At 56.8% G+C, this 16,302-nt stretch carries 15 protein-coding genes and 1 riboswitch; of the genes, 11 read left to right on the top strand and 4 right to left on the bottom strand.

Annotated features, from left to right (window positions below):
* The 3 genes from D3P07_RS15915 to D3P07_RS15925 all read right to left on the bottom strand — a co-directional run.
* Positions 1 to 1,988, bottom strand: a 1,988-nt coding sequence (locus D3P07_RS15915) for a collagen-like domain-containing protein (protein WP_220482029.1), incomplete at its 3' end; no start/stop codon positions are given.
* 726 nt (positions 1,989 to 2,714) lie between these two features.
* Positions 2,715 to 3,044: a YolD-like family protein gene (locus tag D3P07_RS15920; protein ID WP_119801240.1), complete on the bottom strand. Its 330-nt coding sequence runs from the start codon at positions 3,042 to 3,044 to the stop codon at positions 2,715 to 2,717.
* Positions 3,041 to 4,312 (bottom strand): DNA polymerase IV, encoded by a 1,272-nt coding sequence (locus D3P07_RS15925; protein ID WP_119801241.1) that lies wholly within the window; start codon positions 4,310 to 4,312, stop codon positions 3,041 to 3,043. The genes D3P07_RS15920 and D3P07_RS15925 overlap by 4 nt, the downstream gene beginning before the upstream one ends.
* 320 nt (positions 4,313 to 4,632) lie before the next feature.
* Between D3P07_RS15925 and D3P07_RS15930 the strand changes: the two genes are divergently transcribed.
* A complete protein-coding gene (locus D3P07_RS15930) occupies positions 4,633 to 5,109 on the top strand; it encodes a hypothetical protein (RefSeq protein ID WP_119801242.1) in 477 nt (158 codons plus the stop codon).
* 62 nt (positions 5,110 to 5,171) lie between these two features.
* Here the strand turns inward: D3P07_RS15930 and D3P07_RS15935 are convergent, their stop codons facing one another.
* A complete protein-coding gene (locus tag D3P07_RS15935; protein WP_119801243.1) occupies positions 5,172 to 6,242 on the bottom strand; it encodes a glycosyltransferase in 1,071 nt (356 codons plus the stop codon).
* Positions 6,243 to 6,377: 135 nt separating this feature from the next.
* Between D3P07_RS15935 and D3P07_RS15940 the strand changes: the two genes are divergently transcribed.
* The 10 genes from D3P07_RS15940 to D3P07_RS15985 all read left to right on the top strand — a co-directional run bounded on the left by D3P07_RS15940 (position 6,378) and on the right by D3P07_RS15985 (position 16,096).
* Positions 6,378 to 7,925 (top strand): spore germination protein, encoded by a 1,548-nt coding sequence (locus D3P07_RS15940; protein ID WP_119801244.1) that lies wholly within the window; start codon positions 6,378 to 6,380, stop codon positions 7,923 to 7,925.
* A 15-nt stretch (positions 7,926 to 7,940) separates the two neighbouring features.
* Positions 7,941 to 9,149: a Ger(x)C family spore germination protein gene (locus D3P07_RS15945; protein ID WP_119801245.1), complete on the top strand. Its 1,209-nt coding sequence runs from the start codon at positions 7,941 to 7,943 to the stop codon at positions 9,147 to 9,149.
* A 41-nt stretch (positions 9,150 to 9,190) separates the two neighbouring features.
* The gene (locus tag D3P07_RS15950; RefSeq protein WP_119801246.1) at positions 9,191 to 10,306 is read left to right on the top strand and encodes a GerAB/ArcD/ProY family transporter; all 1,116 of its coding nucleotides are present in this window, start codon (positions 9,191 to 9,193) and stop codon (positions 10,304 to 10,306) included.
* 62 nt (positions 10,307 to 10,368) lie between these two features.
* Positions 10,369 to 10,477, top strand: a riboswitch (TPP riboswitch).
* A 187-nt stretch (positions 10,478 to 10,664) separates the two neighbouring features.
* Positions 10,665 to 11,702 carry an ABC transporter substrate-binding protein gene (locus D3P07_RS15955; RefSeq protein WP_119801247.1) on the top strand — a complete coding sequence of 346 codons (1,038 nt, stop codon included), beginning with the start codon at positions 10,665 to 10,667 and terminating at the stop codon, positions 11,700 to 11,702.
* A gap of 94 nt (positions 11,703 to 11,796) precedes the next feature.
* On the top strand, positions 11,797 to 12,099 hold the full coding sequence (locus D3P07_RS15960; RefSeq protein WP_119801248.1) for a thiamine-binding protein: 303 nt from the start codon (positions 11,797 to 11,799) through the stop codon (positions 12,097 to 12,099).
* A complete protein-coding gene (locus D3P07_RS15965) occupies positions 12,089 to 12,886 on the top strand; it encodes an ABC transporter permease (protein WP_119801249.1) in 798 nt (265 codons plus the stop codon). The genes D3P07_RS15960 and D3P07_RS15965 overlap by 11 nt, the downstream gene beginning before the upstream one ends.
* On the top strand, positions 12,873 to 13,649 hold the full coding sequence (locus D3P07_RS15970; RefSeq protein ID WP_119801250.1) for an ABC transporter ATP-binding protein: 777 nt from the start codon (positions 12,873 to 12,875) through the stop codon (positions 13,647 to 13,649). Before D3P07_RS15965 ends, D3P07_RS15970 begins: the two co-directional genes overlap by 14 nt.
* Entirely contained in the window at positions 13,639 to 14,463 is an 825-nt protein-coding gene (locus D3P07_RS15975) for a TatD family hydrolase (RefSeq protein WP_119801251.1), read from the top strand. Before D3P07_RS15970 ends, D3P07_RS15975 begins: the two co-directional genes overlap by 11 nt.
* 121 nt (positions 14,464 to 14,584) lie before the next feature.
* Positions 14,585 to 15,355, top strand: a complete 771-nt coding sequence (locus tag D3P07_RS15980; protein ID WP_119801252.1) for a glucosaminidase domain-containing protein — start codon at positions 14,585 to 14,587, stop codon at positions 15,353 to 15,355.
* A 75-nt stretch (positions 15,356 to 15,430) separates the two neighbouring features.
* The gene (locus D3P07_RS15985) at positions 15,431 to 16,096 is read left to right on the top strand and encodes a peptidoglycan recognition protein family protein (protein ID WP_119801253.1); all 666 of its coding nucleotides are present in this window, start codon (positions 15,431 to 15,433) and stop codon (positions 16,094 to 16,096) included.
* The last annotated feature ends 206 nt before the right edge of the window (positions 16,097 to 16,302 follow it).

A 16,302-nucleotide genomic window follows, 5' to 3' on the forward strand; every position in this document is an offset into this window, starting at 1 on the left:
CCCGTGGGACCTGTTGCACCGTCAGCCCCTGTCGGACCCGTTGGGCCGGTTGCACCGTCAGCCCCTGTCGGGCCCGTTGGGCCTGTTGCACCGGCTGCACCTGTTGGCCCCGTTGGACCTGTTGCACCGTCTGCTCCTGTTGGACCTGTTGGCCCCGTTGGACCTGTTGCACCGTCAACACCTGTCGAGCCCGTTGGGCCTGTTGCACCCGTTGCACCCGTTGCACCGTCAGCCCCTGTCGGGCCCGTTGGGCCTGTTGCACCGTCTGCTCCTGTTGGCCCCGTGGGACCTGTTGCACCGTCTGCTCCTGTTAGACCTGTTGGCCCCGTGGGACCTGTTGCACCGTCAACACCTGTCGAGCCCGTTGGGCCTGTTGCACCCGTGGGACCTGTTGCACCGTCAGCCCCTGTCGGACCCGTTGGGCCGGTTGCACCGTCAGCCCCTGTCGGGCCCGTTGGGCCGGTTGCGCCGTCTGCTCCTGTTGGCCCCGTGGGACCTGTTGCACCGTCAACACCTGTCGAGCCCGTTGGGCCTGTTGCACCCGTGGCACCGTCAGCCCCTGTCGGGCCCGTTGGGCCGGTTGCACCCGTTGCCCCGTCAGCCCCTGTCGGGCCCGTGGGACCTGTTGCACCGTCAGCCCCTGTCGGGCCGGTTGCACCATCTGCTCCTGTTAGACCTGTTGGCCCCGTGGGACCTGTTGCACCGTCAGCGCCTGTTGGTCCTGTCGCTCCTGTAGGCCCCGTGGGACCTGTTGCACCGTCAGCGCCTGTTGGTCCTGTCGCTCCTGTTGGCCCCGTGGGACCTGTTGCGCCGTCAGCACCTGTTGGACCTGTTAGCCCCGTTGCCCCTGTTGCGCCATCAGCCCCCGTGGGACCTGTTGACCCCGTGGCACCGTCAGCACCTGTCGGTCCTGTCGCTCCTGTTGGCCCCGTTGCACCCGTCGCACCGTCAGCACCTGTTGGTCCTGTCGCTCCTGTTGCACCCGTTGCACCTGTTGCGCCGTCAGCCCCTGTCGGGCCCGTTGGGCCGGTTGCACCTGTTGCACCGTCTGCTCCTGTTGGACCTGTTAGCCCCGTTGCCCCTGTTGCGCCATCAGCCCCCGTGGGACCTGTTGGCCCCGTTGCACCCGTCGCACCGTCAGCACCTATTGGTCCTGTCGCTCCTGTTGCGCCGTCAGCACCTGTCGGTCCCGTTGGGCCGGTTGCGCCATCAGCACCTGTCGATCCCGTTGGGCCGGTTGCGCCATCAGCCCCTGTCGGGCCCGTTGGGCCGGTTGCGCCATCAGCCCCTGTCGGGCCGGTTGCACCGGTTGCACCGTCAGCACCTGTTGGTCCTGTCGCTCCTGTTGCCCCCGTTGCCCCTGTTGCGCCGTCAGCCCCTGTCGGGCCCGTTGGCCCCGTGGCACCGTCAGCCCCTGTCGGACCCGTTGGGCCTGTTGCCCCTGTTGGACCCGTTGGGCCTGTTGCCCCCGTTGCCCCTGTTGCGCCATCAGCCCCCGTGGGACCTGTTGGACCAGCGGCACCTGTTGCCCCGTCAGCCCCTGTCGGGCCCGTTGGGCCTGCCACACCCGTCGCACCTGCCACACCTGTTGCCCCCGTTGCGCCTGTAGCGCCTGTCGCACCCGTTGCACCCGTCGCACCTGCCGCACCTGTTGCCCCCGTTGCGCCCGTCGCACCCGTATCACCTGTTGCCCCTGTCGCGCCCGTTTCACCTGTTTCACCTGTTGCGCCTGTCGCACCCGTTTCACCTGTTGCGCCTGTTGCGCCTGTAGCGCCCGTCGCACCTGCCGCACCCGTAGCGCCTTTCACACCTGTTGCTCCAGTTGCGCCCGTCGCGCCTGTCGGGCCACGTTTACCATGGTGATGGTGACGATGATGGCAGTCATCAACATCATCAAATTTGATTTCAATTTTTGTTCCGTTATTCAGCTCGATTTCAATCCTTTTAACTCGTTTCCAATTGACATTTTCCAAAAAACGTTCAAGCATTTCCTCCCGTTCATCTTCTTCGTCCTCATCTTCATCGAATGATAACTTCAGTTTGTCTCTGTTAAAATATTTAAATTCCATTTCCTTGATATCTTCAATATATATGGAATCAATTGCTTTCTTGAATTTTTTTTCTTTTGCCATGTGTGAAATTTTTGACACCTCCTCGCAACATTGTCCTAAAATCAAATTTCGCAACCATTTTGTATTTTATGACAACTAAAATAGATATGAGTGTGTGAATGATAGAGTACAGCAGGCAGAATTAAGCATACAATCATGGACAAACCGCTACGGATCATGAGTCGATTGGCTGTATGTTTCATGTTCATATCCAATTAGATTTTAAAATAGATGGTTGCTTCCGTTGTGTAATCTTCGCCTGATCTGCATGGGTTTCTGTAGAGTTAGGCGATAAAACGCATCTTTAACTGGGCAGGATTATATGTATTTCTGCTCATTTCTTTACTTCGCGGCTTACCCTAGGTAAGTCTGGGGAAGAGGGTTTTGGGGGTTTTCGCTGCTCACAACTTGTTCAAGTGGGCCGTGGATGAAGCAAAAAGCGCAAGTCCGGGTTAATGTAGCCCCAGAACGAGCGCTTTATTTATCCATCCAGACATGGTCTGGTTTACTCCATGAGTCTGCCATAAAAGTTCTAAAAACTACGCATAGGTAACCTCTTAAAGCAAGTTGTCACCCCTAACGTCCCACAGTCGACCAATGGCCTTACAGCCCCTCCAGCGCGGCCCCTTCGATGTCTCCGATCGGGAACCACTCGCCGTCGACCATAAAGCGGCCCCTCAACTCGTCGATGCGGTCGACGATGCCGATGACGGTCAGCCGCTCGAAGGGGTGGAACAGCCGCACAGCGATAGGCTGCCGCCTGAGCAGCGATTCCGAGACGACCCGCGATACATGCTCCCACTCTTGTTCGTCGAGCTCGATGCGTGTGCGGCGCTTGAGTGATTCCGAATGGTCGTTGATCGCCGCCTTGTGCTCCGGCAGCATCATGCGGCTGGATTCCCATAGTCCGTTGCCTTCAAGCTTTTTTCTCATTTGTAATGCCCTCCGATCTTTCTGGAGCGGTCCTTCGCTTGGCCGACACCCTCGGTGGCCGAGACCGCCCTAATGATGCTTGCATCGCCGTACTTGCGCTTGATGGCGTCCGTCGCCTTCTCCAGCGCCATCCACTTCTCACGGTCCGTCGTCTCGAACAGCGAGAGCTGGTATTCGTCGTCCGCGGCGAACTGGGACAGGCTGACGCCTACCTTGCGGACGGGAAGTCCATCCCAATGCCGCTTCAGCAGCTGGACGGCATATCTGTATACCTGGTTCGTCACGCTGGTTGGATCGTCCATCTTCATCTGGCGGCTGAAGCCGCTTGGCTTGCTGTAATCCGCGCCCATGCAGGCGACCGACACGACATGCCCCATATATCCCTTGCTGCGGCAGCGCTGGCAGACAAGCTCGGTCAGCTCCAGCAGCACGACCTTGATCTCCTCCAGGCTTCCGTAGTCCCGCGGGAGGGTCATCATGTGTCCGATCGTCGTCGGGGGCGTCTCATGCGTGCCCGGCGTAACGGGGCTGTCGTCCAGGCCGTTCGCGATCCGCCAGTACAGCTCCGCGTTAATATCGGAGTTACGGCCGAATTTGCGGCGCATAAGCGTCTTCAGCTTCTCTAGCGGGGTGGCGGCGAGCTGACCGATCGTCTCCAGCCCCATCGCGTTGAAGTGCCGGGTCATGCGGCTTCCTGCCATGAACATCTTCGCTACGGGCAGTGTCCACAGCGTCGTGGCGAGCTTATCGGGTGTAAGCGTGTAGACGCCTGAGTCGTTCTTCTTGGCGTAATTGTCGCAGGCCGTCTTCGCTAGAATTTTGTTCGGCCCGATGCCGAAGCGGGTGTGGATGCCCGTCTCCTCCTGGATGCGCTTCTGGATGAGCGCGGCCAGCTCTTCGGCGGAACCGTACAGGTGGAGGGAGCCCGTCACGTCCAGAAATTGCTCGTCGACCGAATAGGGCTCGACGAGGTCGGTGTACGATTGATAAATGCGTGTAATCATGAGTGAAATGTCAATATACAGCGCCATGCGCGGCTGCACGATGACCAGGTCCGGGCACTTGGCGAGCGAATCGCCCAGCCTCTCGGCCGTTGTCACGCCGTATTCCTTGGCGATGGGGCAGGCTGCCAATATGATGCCGGAGCGACGCTTCGGGTCGCCCGCTACGACGAGCGGCCGGTCGCGGTATTCCGGATGCTCCGCCTTCTCGACGGAGGCGTAGAATGATTGGCAGTCGGCCAGCATGATTACTCTGTCGCGAGCCATGCCTGTTGCCTCCCTATCCCTTTATAATGAAAATGCGAATGTACGTTCTCTATAGGATATGCTTATTATATACAGAACATACGATCGTGTGCTATCTTTTTTTAAGTGGTTATTATTGACAATGACGCGAAAGCGGCGTCCCTTCTGCAATAGAGAGGTTTTGCGCGACACGCAGCCGTTAAGGCGCATTCTACAGGCTTTGATCGTTAACTTCACAAATTTGTATTGGCAATTCAGAGGAGTATAATTAAGGATAGGAAGCGAGCAAGAATGAGCCGGACGGCTGCGGGTTCGCGGATCGGCTGAAGCGAGGTTGCGAAATGAGACTTGTTTTAAAAAGAACGCTTGTCGGGGCCATGATTTTATTTTTTATCCTTGTTGCCGGATTGAATAACTGGGATGTGCTATATGGCCGATATGTCGCGCATTCCTTTTTTAGCAATCTTACAGCCGGAAGCCTTGAAGCTGCTGCGAAGAATATGTACTTTGACGAAGAGGATGGTACCGACAATTGGGAGCGGAGCGGGGCCGGCACGGCCTGGATCAAGAGAGTCCAGGATTTGAGGGAACAAGGGGTTCACGCTGTTTCGTATAAAAATTTGAGGGTACAGAATGATGACAGCTCGCCGGTCGGAAGAGTGACGCTGACGATTGAGGAGCAGGGCGAGCCAAGAGATTATCAGGTTGTATTTTTCTTTAAAGGAAGCTTGGCCGATTTTGGCATCGCAAGGTTTCAGCAGATCGATGAGCTGGATGGGAACCCGGAATGGCAAGAAGCGCTTTCTGGCGCGTACTAATATCAAAAAGCGGCGTCTTCCTGTAGAAGGGAGGACGCCGCTTTTTGGGCTTGCATGAGTAATCAGCTCTTCAAGCTGCTGAAAAACTTCTCGTTGTACACAATGCTGGGATGCTTCGGATTGTAGCTCCGGGCGATGCGATGATGCTCGATCGCCTTGTCGCGGTCGCCGAGCCGGTCGTAGCATACGGTCAACTGCAGATGGGGCAGCCAGGTCCATGTGGCATTGTCCGTGGAGCCCATCATATCCTTCGGCTTCTCCAGCCGCGTCGCCTGCGTGAACCAGTAGATGGCCTGCTGGTAACGTTGCTTCTCCAGGAAGACAGCTCCGAGCTGGCAGCAAAATTCGGCACGGGGAACGTCGTAGTTCAGCGTGCGCAGCAGCGACGAGATCTGCCCATCCGGCTGTCCCAGCCGTCCGTAGCAATCCGCTTGCTTCATGCAGGCCGCGATCTCGTCCTCCACCCAGCCAAGTCCCGATACCAGAAACTTCTCGTACCAGTCGGCAGCTTCCTGAAGGCGGGCATGATCGCGAAGCTCATTGGCGAAATAATACTGGTCGCGTGGCGAGAACTCCTCACCGCCCTCCAGACGTTTTAAGTAGATGCGGAGATTGCGGTCGGTATGACGCCGCTCTTTCCGGTGCGTCACCGCGATATCGCTATGGTAGGTATAGCCCGATACGGCCAGGTATTCGTGCACGGGACCGATCCAGCGGAAGCCGCGGCTGCGGCGGACCAGGCGGTTTCTTCTCAGGCTGAAGACGGGATTGCCGTTATGGTCAAAAGTCAGATTGTAGTTCATCGTGACGCTGTCATACGAAAGCTCTTCCTTCTCCTTCAGCGCCTTCAGGCGGGCGAGATCCTCCGGCTCAATCACGTCATCGGCATCCAGCCACAGGATGAACGTTTTGGTCGCCTGCTCGAAGCTGTAGTTGCGGGCCGCCGCGAAGTTGTCGATCCATTCAAAATCATAAATAACGGCTCCGAACGAAGCCGCAATTTCTTTGGTTTTGTCTGTCGAGCCGGTATCTACGATAACGATCTCGTCCACCGCATCCTTGACGGATGCCAGACAGCGCCCCAGGCTGTCTTCTTCATTGCGGACGATCATGCACAAGCTGATGCTGTTCAAGCTGTCACAACCTTTCCCTCTCGGTTCTTGCTTTTTCGTCAGTACATTGTATTAGCCCGCGACGAAGTTGGTTACATACATATTCCAAGGGGAATCGAGCCAAAATAGAGGCAACTTGGAAACAGAGGGTGCGACATGACACAAACGAAAAAAACAGCATTGACGCCGCTTAGTCCCTCGCTGCGGGCGAACGTTCAAGCCGTGAATGCCCGGTTCGGCGGAAGCAGCGATCTGGTCGTGCGCTTGTTCCGGAGCGATGCCGCGCCGGAGAGGGAGCTGGGGCTGCTGTATATCGAGGGACTCGTTGACTCGGATGTGATTAACGAAAGCCTGCTGGCTCCCTTGATGTCGATGAAGCTGCCGCCCCATATGGAGAGCAAAAGCGACCGGCTGGTGGAGGCGCTGCGCTCAAGCGTTGTGTCCGTAGGCGGCGTGAAGGAAGCCGTGGCGCTGGAGGAAGGAATCCAGCAGATGACGGATGGCTGGTGCTTGATCCTCGTTGATGGAAGCACGGTTGCGCTAATGGCTGCGGTGGGCGGTGCCAAGGAGAGAGCGATTGGCATCCCGCAGACACAGACCGTCATTCGGGGGCCGCAGCGAGGTTTCGTGGAGGAGCTGGGTACGAATATCAGCTTGATCAGACGAATTATCCGCTCACCCGATCTGCATGTGCAGACTCATAAGATCGGTACGCAGACGCATTCCAACGTCGCCGTGCTGTATCTTCATGGGATTGCGGATCAAGGCATTGTGAAGGAAGTGTATCGAAGGCTTGCAGCGATCAATCTCGACGGCATATTGGAGAGCGGGTACATCGAGGAGTTCATTCAGGACGAGACGTTCACGATGTTCCCGACGCTGCTGAACTCGGAGCGGCCGGATTCTATCGCAGCAGGGCTGCTGGAGGGCAGGGTGGCCGTTCTCGTCGACGGGACGCCTATCGCACTGGTCGCTCCGACGACGTTCTTCAGCTTTTTCCAGTCTCCGGAAGACTACTACCAGCGGTATGATATCGCTTCGTTTGTTCGCATAATCCGCTACGTGGCGTACGTTGTGTCCATGTTGTTTCCCGCTCTGTACATTGCGGTGACTACGTTTCATCAGGAGATGCTGCCGACGACGCTGCTGATCAGCCTTGCTGCGCAGCGGGAAGGCGTGCCCTTCCCCGGACTTGTCGAAGCGCTGCTTATGGAGATGACCTTCGAGGTGCTTCGGGAAGCGGGGCTTCGCATGCCGCGAGCAATCGGTCCGGCGATTTCCATTGTTGGAGCGCTCGTTCTTGGGCAGTCGGCGGTGCAAGCGGGCATCGTCTCCGCAGGGATGGTCATCGTCGTATCGTTCACGGCAATCTCCAACTTTGTGATGCCGGAGAACAATATGGCGGCGACCTCCCGCATTATCCGTTTCGGCATTATGATTATGGCGGGCATGCTGGGCTTCTTCGGCATCTTTATCTCCGTACTGTTCGTACTGGTTCATCTGGCGTCGCTGCGCTCCTTCGGGGTTCCGTATATGTCGCCGATTGCTCCGGGAGCCAAGAACAACGGCTTATGGCGGGATGTATTCGTCCGTGTGCCATGGTGGTCGATTGTACTGCGTCCGCTAGATATGAAGCTGCGTAATCCGAAGCGACAGGGCAATGGGAGAAAGCCTCCCGCCCAGCGCCATTCGGGAAAACCTTGACAGGAGGCGGACGGGATGAAAGCGATTCGGCTTCTGCTGTTAGGCTCGCTGCTTCTGCTCCAGACGGGCTGCTGGAACAGAGTCGAGCTGAATGATATTGCGATCATATCCGCAACGGGGGTGGATTGGGAGAACGGGAAGTGGGTGCTGACCAATCAAGTTGTCATCCCCAAGGCGATTTCCGGGCAAGCAGGCGGCGGGCGGACGGCTGCGGTGAACGTGTTCTCCTCGACAGGAGACAACTTCCGCATTGCGATCAGCAAGGCGAGTCAGGAGTCGTCCAGGCGGCTGTATTTCTCGCATAATCAGATTGTTATTATCGGTCAGGAAGCAGCGAGGAAAGGGTTCGGACCGCTTCTGGAGGCTTACCTCCGCAATCATGATTCCCGGGAGACGGTCGATGTGTTTCTCTCCAAAGGAAAGGCTCGGCTGATGCTGGAGCAGCTAATTCCGCTGGAGCAGATTCCGGGAGCAGCCATTCAGCGGATGATCGTCAATGAAGAGATGAACAGCTCGTCCTACAGGCAGATGACGATTCATCACGTGCTTATGGATTTGCTTGGACATACGAAGGCGACGAGCATACCGGGGCTTGCGCTAGCTGGCTCCGGGGAGAGTACGGATAGGGTCGAGATGCTGAGCCAGACCTCGACGCCATCCAAGCTGCGGCTCAGCGAGCTTGGCCTCGTCTATGGGGACAAGCTCGTAGGGTGGATTAGCGACGAACAGAGCAAAGGCGTCATGTGGCTGACGGATCATGTGGATAAGTCAACGGTTGCGTTCGCCTGCTCCGTCGGAGGCAAGGGCAGGGAGGGCTCCTCGGCGCGAATCCTTCACTCCTCTACGAAGGTGAAGCCGCTGCAGCGGGATGGCAAATGGGTGATGAAGGTGGATATCGCGGCGCAAGGCACGTTGCTCGAATACGATTGCGGCGGCGACTTGATGAAGCCGGGGGAAGTGTGGGAGGTCGAGCGGCTTATCGAAGAGAGGATTGCTTCGATTGTGACCGGTGGCTGGGAAGCAGTCCGCAAGCACAAGACGGATGTGCTCGGCTTCGGCACGCACATTTATAAAGAGCATCCCAAGGCTTGGAAAGCCATAGAGAGCCGTTGGAAGGAAGAGTTTCCACTTATGGAGATTGAACTGAACGTGAACATGAAGCTAAGCTCTACGGGCATGAGCGGCAAAAGCTTCAAGGAAGCGCAGAAGAAGCCGGGACCGTAAACCGCGCCATACGTCTTGATTGCGAAGGAGGGGAAGTAGTGATGCAGCAGCAACAGCAGCAGTTCGGCAAGTATCAGCTGGCGATTCTCATTATTGTATTTCTGATTGGCAGCACGCCGCTCTTCGAGCTAGGCATCACGGCGAAGCAGGATGCCTGGATCGCCATGCTGGTCGCGGCCGCCGCCGGGCTGCTGCTGACTGTCATTTATCTCAGCATTCATAAACGCGCTCCGAACGCCGGACTCGGGGATCTGTACAAATACCATTTTGGCCGCTATATCGGCGGCTTCGTTGCGATTGTCCATGCGTTCTGGCTCGCCTATGAATCGATGCGGAACGTCCGTGACGTAGGAGAGCTGACAACGATGGCGCTGCTCAACTTTACGCCCAAATGGATTATCATGCTTCTCATTCTGGCGGTGGCCGTTTATACGGCAAGCAAAGGGATCGAGGTGCTTGTCCGCATTATACAGCTGCTGTTCCCTGTTGTCCTATTCAGCTATTTTGTCGTCATCCTGCTGGTTTTCTTCAGCGGTCTGGTCAAGTTTAACCAGCTGCTGCCGATCATGGAGAACGGGCCGATGCCGATTCTAAAAGCGGCATTCCCCAATCTGCTGTCGTTTCCTTTTGCGCAGATGGTCGTCTTTCTCGTGCTGTTCGGCCATGTGAGCGAGAAGAAGTCGATCAGCAAAGTAACGTACTGGTCTCAGATCGGCGTCTCGATCTTTCTGGTATTCATGAACGCACTTATCCTGTGCGTGCTGGGACCGGAGCTGGCGGAGCTGACTGCGCTGCCGCTGCTTCATGTGGTGCAGCTTGTCAGGCTCGCCAATTTCCTGGAACGGCTGGATGTCGTGGTGACGCTCCTGCTATTCATCGGACTATTTGTGAAAATTGCAACGCTGTATATTGCCTCTATTCTGATGGCGAGCGAGGCAACGGGCTGGTCTTACCGCGCGCTTGTATTCCCTATCGGCATCCTCATCTATGCCGCTTCTTTCCTGGAGCCGAACAACACCTATCATATCTGGGTCGGACTGGACATCACGCTGAAGATTGCGCCGTTCTTCCAGGTCGCGCTGCCGCTCGCCATGCTGGTGATGGGGATCAGGAAGAAGTACCGCGGCGCGGCGCTTGGCGGGGCGCAGAGCACATAAGGGAAAAAAAGTCTGGCATTCTGATCGGAGTTTGCTATAATGGATACGTAATTGACGTAACCGAATACGCTCTGGGGAGCTGGATTGTCCGGCTGAGAGGGAATGATTGCGTTCCGACCCGTATACCTGATCCGGATAATGCCGGCGTAGGAATTGAAGCTATGCTTCTTTCGCGAGACCTTCACTATGAAACCTTGTGGTTTTGTAGCGGTGGAAGTTTGCGGGGGAAGTGAAGAAACTAGCCGACAACACGACGTCTTCCATTTCTGGAAGGCGTCTTTCTTTTATTCACGCGCAGGGACCGGACAAGGCCGACGTCAATGGACAAAGAAGAGAGCAAGAGGAGAGGGGAAACACCATGTACAGCAGCAAAAAGAAGCGTTGGAGCCTAGCGCTCGCGATACTCGCGATGACGGTGGCGCTTGCCGCATGCGGAGGCGGCAATGGGGGAGCGAAGAACAAAAATACCGATGAAGGCGGAAGCGAAGGAGACAAGCAGCTGCAGAAGGTGCAGGTCGTGCTGGACTGGTCGCCGAATACGAATCATACAGGGCTGTACGTTGCCAGGGATAAGGGCTTCTTCAAGGATCAAGGCCTCGATGTCGAGATTATTCAACCAGGCCAGGACGGCGCGGACAAAATGGTCGCTTCCGGCAATGTGCAATTCGGCGTGAGCTATCAGGAGTCCGTCACAATGGCTCGCATTGCGGGCGTGCCGCTTGTGTCCGTCGCGGCGGTCATTCAGCATAACACATCGGGCTTTGCATCGCCGAAGGAGAAGGGCATCGATTCGCCGAAGAAGTTCGAAGGCATGCGCTATGGCGGCTGGGGCGCTCCTGTGGAGGAAGCGGTTATCGATTCCATCATGCGCGAGGAAGGCGCGGATGTCGGCAAAGTCGACATTATGAGCATTGGCGACAGCGACTTCTTCACGGCCGTCAAACGCGACATCGATTTTGCGTGGATCTACTACGCCTGGACAGGTGTAGAGTCGGAGCTGCGCGGCGAAGAAATCAATATGGTTTATTTGACCGACTATAGCGACAAGCTGGACTACTACACGCCGGTCCTCGTGACGAGCGAAGAGCTGGTATCGAAGCAGCCGGAGCTGGTCAAGGCATTCACGGCGGGTGCAGCGGCAGGCTACCAATATACGATCGACAATCCGGAGGACGCAGCGGAAATTCTGATTCAGGCTGAGCCGGACCTTAATCCGGAGCTGGTCAGAGCGAGCCAGAAGTGGCTGAGCCCGCGCTACCAGGATGACGCTCCGCGCTGGGGCGAGCAGAAGCTGAGCGTATGGAAAAATTATGCCGACTGGATGTATGAGCGCGGCTTGCTGGAGTCGGAACTGGAAGCGGAGAAGGCGTTCACGAACGATTTTCTTCCAGAGTAAGCGAGAATGCAAGATGGGCTGAGCGAAAGACGCAGCTTGAAAGAGACAATCTAGTAGAGCAAGACGGCTGACAACTTAAGGGAAGAGGGATCATATGGCTAACGCACTCGTAAGCATTCAAATCTTGCCGACAACACCTGGAGGAGCCAGCGTGCTTCCTTACGTGGACCGGGCAATCGATATTATCAAGGAGTCGGGCGTTCCGTACCGCGTCGCCCCGCTGGAGACGACGATGGAGGGTGAGCTCGGCAATCTGCTGGCTATCGTGCAGCGCATGAGCGAGGCGATGGCCGAGATGGGCTGCCCGTCGGTCATATCCCAGGTGAAGATTTATTATAATCCGGAGATCGGCGCTTCCATGGGCCGTTTGCTGGAGAAATATCCAGATGGACAATAAGCGAAGCCTGTGGTCGCGCGTATGGCCGCCAGCTCTCGTATTGGGGATATTGATCGCCTGCTGGCAGGCGGCGGTCTCCTTCGCTCTTGTCAAGGACTGGATGATTCCGTCGCCGGTCGAAGTGGTCAAAGCCGCGTTCTCAAGCAACGTCTGGCCGAGACTGATGGAGCATACGGGCGCGACGCTGGGCCTTACGGCCATTGGATTCGCAGGGGGAACGGCGGCGGGCTTCGTGCTCGCCGCTTTGCTGCATCTGCTGCCGGGGGTGCGCCGGGGCATCTACCCTCTGCTCATCCTGTCGCAGAACGTGCCAATTGTGATTCTTGGACCGATTATGACCATGCTGTTCGGCTATGGCCTGCTGCCCAAGGCGCTGCTGGTCATGCTCGTCTGCTTCTTCCCGGTCTGTATTGCTATGCTAGGCGGATTGACGGGCACAGACGAGAGCTTGCGCAATTATATGCGCATGATCGGCAGCGGCAAGTGGACGCTGTTCTGGCGGCTGGAGCTGCCGAGCGCGCTGCAAAGCCTGTTCTCGGGTCTGAAAATCGCCGCATCCTACAGCGTGCTGAGCGCGACCTTCGCGGAGATGCTGTCGCCCAAGATGGGGTTGGGCGGCTATATGGTGCTGTCGACGCGGGGCTATATGCCGGAGCGGGCATTCGCTTCCGCAATTCTGATCATTATGATTAGCTTGACCTTGTTTGGACTGATTGCGCTTGTAGAGCGGGCGGTTATCCGCTGGCGGCCAGGAAAGGGGGAGGCAGGGCGTCATGCTGGAAGTTAAGAATGTAAGCAAGAGCTTTGCCGATGCCCGCGGGACGAAAGACGTGCTGCGGCAGCTGTCTCTTCAAGTAGCCGATGGCGAGTTTGTCTCCATCGTAGGGCCTTCCGGCAGCGGCAAGACGACGCTGTTCGGCGTTATTGGAGGCTTGCAGCAGCCTACGGAAGGCGAAGTGCGGATCGGCGGACAAGCGACGACGGGCGAGACCGGGCATGTTGCCTATATGCCGCAGCAGGCGTCGCTCTTGCCATGGCGGACAGTCGCGGGCAATATCGAGCTGTCGCTAAGCATTGCAGGCGTGGAGAAGAAAAAGGCAAGATCGGAAGCGCTGGTCTGGCTGGAGCGGGTTGGTCTAGCCGAATATGCGGGCGCCTACCCGCATGTGCTGTCGGGCGGCATGCAGCAGCGTGTGTCTTTCCTCAGGGCGCTGCTGTCTCCGCAGCGGCTGATGCTGCTCGATGAGCCTTTCGGGGCGCTCGACGCCTTGACGCGTGAGCATATGCAGAAGTGGCTCTTGTCGATCTGGGAGCAGAATCGCCGCTCGGTGCTGCTCGTTACCCACAGCATCGAGGAAGCCCTGTACCTGTCTGACCGCATTATTGTGCTGTCGGCGTCTCCCGCTGTTATCTTGGATGAAATTACGGTTCCGTTTGACCGCCCGCGAAAGGAAGAGCTGCGCGAGGATGCCAGATTTATGGAGCTGAGAAGCCGGATCTACCGCCATCTGGCGGAAGGAACGAAGGAGGCGAGCGGGAATGGCAGATAGTGCGAAGCAGGGGTGCGAGAGCAGTGTGATTGATGCGCATATTCATCTCGATCTGTATGAGCCGGCCGAGCTTCATCCCATGCTGGAGGAAGCCTTCTACAGCGGCGTAGAAGCGGTCGTGGCTGTCTCGATGGATCTGGCCTCCTGCAAGGAGAATGAAGGTTTGTCCAGACGCTATCGGGGCCGCGTGCATCCGGCGTATGGCTTCCATCCGGAGCAGGAGCTGCCGGGGGATGATGAGCGGGATCGGTTATTGGAGTGGATACGTGCCCGACATGAGCGAGGCGAAGCGTTCGCTATCGGGGAAGTGGGCTTGCCCTATTATATGCGCACCGAGAGGGAAGCTGCGGGCGAGAGCTTCGACGAGACGCCTTATCTGGAGTGGCTGGAATCGTTCGTGAAGCTGGCTGCCGAGCTTGACCGGCCCATTGTGCTGCATGCCGTCTATGAGGATGCGGACAAGGCTTGTGATATCCTGCAACGCCACAGGGTACGGAAAGCACATTTTCACTGGTTCAAAGGGAGTGCGGAGACGATTGCCCGCATGATCGAATGTGGCTACTACGTTTCGATCACGCCTGATGTGGCATACGAATCAGAGATCATTGATCTGGTAGAGCGCTATCCAATGGGGCAATTAATGGCAGAGACGGACGGTCCGTGGCCGTTCGAAGGACCATACAGCGGGCGCAGGACCATACCGGGAATGGCACGATATGCCGCAGCTGACATTGCCCGCATCAAGGGCTTGGCGTTAGAAGAAGCTGAGGCAATATTGCTCCGCAACACGAAGGAGTTTTACGGAATAGCATAAACGATTGAAGAACGGCCCTTTGTCCATGGCGGACAAAGGGCCGTTTCCTTATGCCAAGCTGTCGCATACAACGTAAAGAGGAGATCGTGCGCATGTGACGCGGCGTAAAGGAGTGACAAGCATGGCAATGCTTACAAGAGATCAATTTTTTGCGGCCATCGCACCGGCCGTCATGTTCGTTCATCAGGAAGGCTCTTCGATGTTCCCGTCGGTAAGACTGGCTCAAAGCTTGCTGGAATCGGGGGGGGATATTCATGCATGGAACAATCTGGGCGGTATTAAAGTCGGCAGCGGGCGGACGAATGCCTATTGGCAAGGTGAAGCTGTCGTGAAGGGAACGTGGGAGTATGTAGACGGGCGTTCCGTCGTATCGAAGGCGGCATTCCGAGCTTACAAGAGCATCTATCATTTCTACAAAGACTTGGACCTGCTGCTGAATACATCCAGATACGATAGAGTGCGCCATGCCGCAACACCGGAGCGACAGGCTCAGATGCTGCTGGCCTGCGGCTATGCGACGGACCCTGCCTACCCGTCGAAGCTGATGGCGATTATTCGCCAGTATGGATTGCTCCGTTATGATGAGATGGCAAAGCCGGTCCCATTGCCGAAGGGATTTGAAGCGGCTTCTATTGTGCCTATCCTTTATCAAGGCCAAGTGTTGGGAAGCGGGTATTTGCAAGGAGGCACGACCTGGATACCGGCAAGGCGGATTGGCGAGGCGTTGGGAGCAAAGATAGGCTGGACCGGCACTCAGGTGACCGTCAACGGCCTTGAGTTGGAGTCGGTGCTGTCTTCGTCTACCGGATATGTGAAGGTAAGGGATATGGCGGGCGTGTTAGGATTTGCGGTGACCTGGGACGACCGGGCAAGGGCGGTTTTGTTCGAATAGCCCTTCCGCTCGCCCTTCTGAAGAATATATTAGGTAATATAATAGAACAACAAGCTTATGAGGGGAGCAGTCGGAATGTACGCGTATGTGGTAGATCATATTCCGAAGTCGACGCCGCATAACAGGCGGCCCGGTTACGCATTGAATGCTACGACCATCACGATACACAACACGGCAAACCCAACCAGCACGGCACGGAACGAAAGAAATTGGCTGACGAATCCATCCAATACAGTAACCGCTTCTTTTCATATCGTCATCGACGAGAAAGAAGCTATCGAATGTCTCCCGCTGCAGGAAGTGGCGTGGCATGCAGGTGACGGCAGCAGCTCAGGCAGCGGCAACCGGACTTCGATCGGCATCGAAATTACGGAAAGCGGGAATTACGCCCAAACGCTGGATAATGCGGCGACCCTTGTTGCGTCTATGCTCAAGGAGCGAAGCTGGGGAACGAATCGTCTGCGAAGGCATTACGACTGGAGCGGCAAAAACTGTCCCCGCCTCATGAATGATGAGGGCGATTGGAGCGGCTGGAGAGCATTCGTCGCAAGCGTCGACGCCAAGCTGAAGGACGACGGCGGGGAGGTGGAAGAGCCGATGCTGAAACCGGAGGATGCGAACGCCATTATTCTGTTTTTGAGCGCAGCCTATATGTCCACGAAAGTGCCGGAAGCCCGCAGGGAGTTCAATCGGCTGGCGAACGAGCTGCGCCGAGTCAGCGATCAGGACCCGCAGCCTTAAGGCGGTCTGATCCATCTGCTGAAGCGATCCTATGGTAACGGAATTCTTAATAGGCATGAAAGAGATCTCCCGGCACGACGATTACGTATCGTCGGCTATCTGCCCGCATGCTAGGCGCATGCGGGAATTTTTTGCTCATAGGAAAATCGATGCGGCGGGAGAAGCATGCGGGAAAATCATAGAATAAAGGATTACAGAAGAGTTCG

This window comes from Paenibacillus sp. 1011MAR3C5, from assembly GCF_003591485.1.
Lineage (GTDB): Bacteria > Bacillota > Bacilli > Paenibacillales > Paenibacillaceae > Pristimantibacillus.

Bases quoted from the DNA above. Each gene is read 5' to 3' on its own strand.
- D3P07_RS15980 (WP_119801252.1), top strand. From the start codon at position 14,585: ATGGCAATGCTTACAAGAGATCAATTTTTTGCGGCCATCGCACCGGCC.
- D3P07_RS15985 (WP_119801253.1), top strand. From the start codon at position 15,431: ATGTACGCGTATGTGGTAGATCATATTCCGAAGTCGACGCCGCATAAC.
- D3P07_RS15975 (WP_119801251.1), top strand. From the start codon at position 13,639: ATGGCAGATAGTGCGAAGCAGGGGTGCGAGAGCAGTGTGATTGATGCG.
- D3P07_RS15950 (WP_119801246.1), top strand. From the start codon at position 9,191: ATGCAGCAGCAACAGCAGCAGTTCGGCAAGTATCAGCTGGCGATTCTC.
- D3P07_RS15930 (WP_119801242.1), top strand. From the start codon at position 4,633: ATGAGACTTGTTTTAAAAAGAACGCTTGTCGGGGCCATGATTTTATTT.
- D3P07_RS15970 (WP_119801250.1), top strand. From the start codon at position 12,873: ATGCTGGAAGTTAAGAATGTAAGCAAGAGCTTTGCCGATGCCCGCGGG.
- D3P07_RS15965 (WP_119801249.1), top strand. From the start codon at position 12,089: ATGGACAATAAGCGAAGCCTGTGGTCGCGCGTATGGCCGCCAGCTCTC.
- D3P07_RS15945 (WP_119801245.1), top strand. From the start codon at position 7,941: ATGAAAGCGATTCGGCTTCTGCTGTTAGGCTCGCTGCTTCTGCTCCAG.
- D3P07_RS15925 (WP_119801241.1), bottom strand. From the start codon at position 4,312: ATGGCTCGCGACAGAGTAATCATGCTGGCCGACTGCCAATCATTCTAC.
- D3P07_RS15940 (WP_119801244.1), top strand. From the start codon at position 6,378: ATGACACAAACGAAAAAAACAGCATTGACGCCGCTTAGTCCCTCGCTG.
- D3P07_RS15920 (WP_119801240.1), bottom strand. From the start codon at position 3,044: ATGAGAAAAAAGCTTGAAGGCAACGGACTATGGGAATCCAGCCGCATG.
- D3P07_RS15955 (WP_119801247.1), top strand. From the start codon at position 10,665: ATGTACAGCAGCAAAAAGAAGCGTTGGAGCCTAGCGCTCGCGATACTC.
- D3P07_RS15960 (WP_119801248.1), top strand. From the start codon at position 11,797: ATGGCTAACGCACTCGTAAGCATTCAAATCTTGCCGACAACACCTGGA.